Genomic DNA, 3,982 nt, shown 5'->3' on the forward strand with positions numbered 1-3,982 from the left:
CCGCTGACCAAAGTATCCCCCGCCTCGGCCGGATCGGCGGTCTTTTCGCACTTCGGCCCCAGCACGTTGGCGACCGCGTTGACGATGGCGGTGCCGACGACGACGCCGTCGGCCGAGGCGCCGATGGTGCGCGCCTGCTCGGCGGTCTTGACGCCGAAGCCGACGCAGACCGGCAGCTCGGTGTGACCCTTGATGCGCTTGACCGCCGCCGCCACCTTGGCGGTGTCGGCGAGCGCGGAGCCGGTGATGCCGGTCATCGAGACGTAATAGACGAAGCCGGAGGTGTTCTCCAACACCTTGGGCAGGCGCCTGTCGTCGGTGGTCGGCGTCGCCAGGCGGATGAAGTTGATGCCGGCTTTCAGCGCCGGGATGCAGAGTTCCTCGTCCATTTCCGGCGGCAGGTCGACGACGATCAGCCCGTCGATGCCGCTCGCCTTGGCGTCGGTGAGGAAGCGCTCGACGCCGTAGATGTAGATCGGGTTGTAGTAGCCCATCAGCACGATCGGCGTCTCATTGTCGCTCGCGCGGAATTCCGACGCCATCCTCAGCGTCTTGACCAGCGTCTGGCCGCCCTTGAGGGCTCTCAGGCCCGCCGCCTGGATGGCCGGACCGTCGGCCATTGGATCGGAAAACGGCATGCCGAGCTCGATGACGTCGCTGCCTGCTCCGGGCAGCGCCTTCATGATGGCGAGGGAAGTGTCGTAGTCGGGGTCGCCGCCCATGAAATAGGTGACGAGCGCCGGGCGGCCCTCGGCTTTCAACTTGGCCATGCGGCGGTCGATGCGGGTCGTCATGTTCAGATCTCCATGCCCAGCATGTTGGCCACCGTGTGCACGTCCTTGTCGCCGCGGCCGGACAGGTTGACGATGACGATCTGGTCCTTGTCCATGGCCGGCACAATCTTCATCGCATGGGCGATGGCATGGGCCGATTCCAACGCCGGGATGATGCCTTCGACGCGCGTCGTCAGTTGGAAGGCTTCCAACGCCTCGTCGTCGAGGATCGGCACATATTCGACGCGGCCAGAGTCGCGCAGCCAGGAATGCTCCGGCCCGACGCCCGGATAGTCGAGACCGGCCGAGATCGAATGGCCGTCCATGATCTGGCCATCCGAATTTTGCAGAAGATAGGTGCGGTTGCCATGCAGCACGCCGGGCGCGCCGGCGTTCATCGAGGCGCAATGCTCGACGCCGTCGAGGCCGCGCCCGCCGGCCTCGATGCCGATGATGCGGACGTCCTTGTCGTCGAGGAAAGGGTGGAACAGGCCGATGGCGTTGGAGCCACCGCCGACGGCGGCGATGATCGTGTCGGGCAGCCGGCCTTCCTGTTCAAGGATCTGGGCGCGGGCTTCCGTGCCGATCACGGACTGGAAGTCGCGCACCAGCTCCGGATAGGGATGCGGGCCGGCCGCGGTGCCGATCAGGTAATAGGTGTCCTCGACATTGGTCACCCAATCACGCAGCGCCTCATTCATGGCGTCCTTCAGCGTGCCGTGGCCGGCGGTGACCGGCCGCACCTCGGCGCCGAGCAGCTTCATGCGAAAGACGTTGGGGCTCTGGCGGGCGACGTCGGTGGCGCCCATGTAGACGACGCACGGATAGCCGAAGCGCGCCGCGACTGTGGCGGAGGCAACGCCATGCTGGCCGGCGCCAGTCTCGGCAATGATGCGCTTCTTGCCCATGCGCTTGGCAAGCAGGATCTGGCCGAGGCAATTGTTGATCTTGTGCGAGCCGGTGTGGTTCAAATCCTCGCGCTTGAAATAGACCTTGGCGCCGCCGAGATGTTTCGTGAGGCCTTCGGCGAAATAGAGCTTTGACGGCCGCCCGGCATAGTAGGTCGACAGGGCGGTTAGCTCGGCCTTGAACTCCGGATCATTCTTGGCCTCGTTCCAGTGTCGTTCGAGGTCGAGGATCAGCGGCATCAGCGTCTCAGCGACGAAGCGGCCGCCGAAGATGCCGAACATGCCCTGCTCGTCGGGCCCGGTGCGGAAGGAATTGGGCATAGCCGGCTTGTTCATCGCCGATCTCCTGATTCAAGAATTGCTCAGGCGGCGCGGTCGTCGCGCGCGGCCCTGACGGCCCGGAAAAACTGCTCGATCAGCGCCGGTTCCTTGACGCCCGGGGCGCTCTCCACCCCCGACGAAATGTCGATACCGGGCGGATTGGCTGATCTCAGGGCATCGCCGATGTTGGCGGCGTTGAGCCCACCGGAAAGCATGTAATCGACGCCGGCGTCAAGGCCGGCAAGGATATGCCAGTCGAAGGCGACGCCGTTGCCGCCCGGCAATTCGGAACCTTTCGGCGGCTTGGCGTCGAACAGGAAGCGGTCGGCGATGCCGACGAACGGTTTTATCCGCTCCAGATCGGCCCCTTCGCTGATCGACAATGCCTTCATCACCGGCAGGCCATAGCGGGCTTTCACCTCGGCCACCCGCTCGGGCGTTTCGGTGCCATGCAGCTGCAGCATATCAGGCTGCATCCTGGCGACGATCTCATCCAGGAACGCATCACCGGCGTCGACGGTCACGGCAACCGCCAGGGCCTTGCCGCGCGCCGCCTCGCGCAGACGGCCAGCGTCGGCGGGCTCGATATAGCGAGGGCTCTTGGCGAAAAAGATGAAGCCGACATGGCTGGCGCCGCCAGCCAGCGCCGCGGCCATTGCCTCGTCGGTCTTCAACCCGCAGATCTTGATGTCGAGCGCCATGGCGCGGGGATTGGCACGAAACGGCCGAAGAGTCGAGAAAAAGCATGCTGTTGCCGCCACCGCGGAAAGCACTACCTTTCAAAGAGGGACAACAGGCGGGAGCAGACAATCATGGCCGACCAGACCGTTGCCGAACTCAGGCAGAAGATCGCGCAAGCGCGCGAGGTGATCTCGCATCTGATGGACAAGGCCGCCTTCAACGGCGCCGAGGCGCACCGCGCGCTGGATTATTTCGGTGGTGACGCCTTCGACCGCAATTTCCTGCCGTGGCCACAACATGGCGCCGAGGGGTTGCGACCGGAGGAACTGAACGCGGCGAATGATGACTGAGCGGCCGGCCCAAGGCCGCCCGCAGCGTCAATCGAACACGATGGCCTGCAGGGCGCCGCCATTGCGCTTCAGCCAGTCCTTGCAGCGGTCGGTGTCGGGGCAGAGCTTTTCGCACAGTTTCCAGAATTTCGGGCCGTGGTTCATCTCTTTCAGATGCGCCACCTCATGCGCGACGAGGTAGTTTATCACCGGCGCCGGCGCCATCATGATGCGCCAGGAGAAGGATAGATTGCCTTCCGAGGTGCACGAGCCCCAGCGGCTGGAGGTGTCCTTGAAGCGGATCGCCTTGGCGCGCTTGCCGAGCGCTTCGGTGTGTTTGACCACCAGCTTCTCGATCTCGCGCTTGGCCTCGCGCTTCAGATAATCGGCGATGCGGCGCGGCAGGTGCACGCGCTCGCCATGCACGATGAGCAGCGGGCCGCGCTCGTCGCGCGAGATGGTGACGGTGCCACGCTTGGACGGATCATGGACGATGCGATGCGCCACGCCGCGCACCGGAATCTTGATGCCCGGCCGCACCTGCGGCCTTGTCGGCACCTTGGCCAGCCGCTGCTCCAGCCAATCCTGATGACGATCCAGGAATTTCTCCACCTCGCCGCGGCGCAGGCCCGGCGGCACGGTGATGCGCAGGCCCTGGCCGCCGGAATCGATGCGCAGCGTCAACCGGCGCGCCCTGTGGTTCTCGACGATCTTGAGCGGCAGCGTGCGACCGGCGACTTTATGCTCGCGCTCGACGACAGGCGCTGGCTTGGGTTTCGTCAGATTGCGGAAGAACCCGATGGTCATGGCAGAACGATACGCGATTCGAGGAAAACGGATAGAACAAAAAAGAAACGGCGCCGCTCGCGCGACGCCGCCTATCGTGCCGAGACCTGTCGCGGGGTCTCAGTCGTCAAGCAGGTTCGAGCCCTTGCCGCGCTTCGAAGTCGTCGACCCGGTGGTCGTCGTC

5 protein-coding genes are annotated in these 3,982 nt (G+C 64.9%); 1 reads left to right on the forward strand and 4 read right to left on the reverse strand.

What is annotated here, in order from left to right:
• From trpA to EN742_RS27095, 3 genes are all read right to left on the reverse strand, one after another.
• Window positions 1-794 (reverse strand): tryptophan synthase subunit alpha (trpA, locus tag EN742_RS27085; protein ID WP_128333479.1); only part of this gene is annotated, 794 nt, incomplete at its 3' end.
• Between the two features lie 2 nt (window positions 795-796).
• Window positions 797-2,017 carry a tryptophan synthase subunit beta gene (trpB, locus tag EN742_RS27090; protein ID WP_126057130.1) on the reverse strand — a complete coding sequence of 407 codons (1,221 nt, stop codon included), beginning with the start codon at window positions 2,015-2,017 and terminating at the stop codon, window positions 797-799.
• A gap of 26 nt (window positions 2,018-2,043) precedes the next feature.
• Complete coding sequence (locus tag EN742_RS27095; RefSeq protein WP_126057131.1) at window positions 2,044-2,703, reverse strand: phosphoribosylanthranilate isomerase; 660 nt, start codon at window positions 2,701-2,703, stop codon at window positions 2,044-2,046.
• Window positions 2,704-2,814: 111 nt separating this feature from the next.
• Here EN742_RS27095 and EN742_RS27100 point away from each other — a divergent pair, with 111 nt between their 5' ends.
• On the forward strand, window positions 2,815-3,033 hold the full coding sequence (locus EN742_RS27100; protein WP_126057132.1) for a hypothetical protein: 219 nt from the start codon (window positions 2,815-2,817) through the stop codon (window positions 3,031-3,033).
• A 27-nt stretch (window positions 3,034-3,060) separates the two neighbouring features.
• On the opposite strand, the gene EN742_RS27105 is transcribed toward EN742_RS27100, so the two are convergent.
• Window positions 3,061-3,819 carry a M48 family metallopeptidase gene (locus EN742_RS27105; RefSeq protein WP_126057133.1) on the reverse strand — a complete coding sequence of 253 codons (759 nt, stop codon included), beginning with the start codon at window positions 3,817-3,819 and terminating at the stop codon, window positions 3,061-3,063.
• Window positions 3,820-3,982: the final 163 nt, after the last annotated feature.

Source organism: Mesorhizobium sp. M4A.F.Ca.ET.020.02.1.1 (assembly GCF_004022645.1).
Classification (GTDB): Bacteria; Pseudomonadota; Alphaproteobacteria; order Rhizobiales; family Rhizobiaceae; genus Mesorhizobium.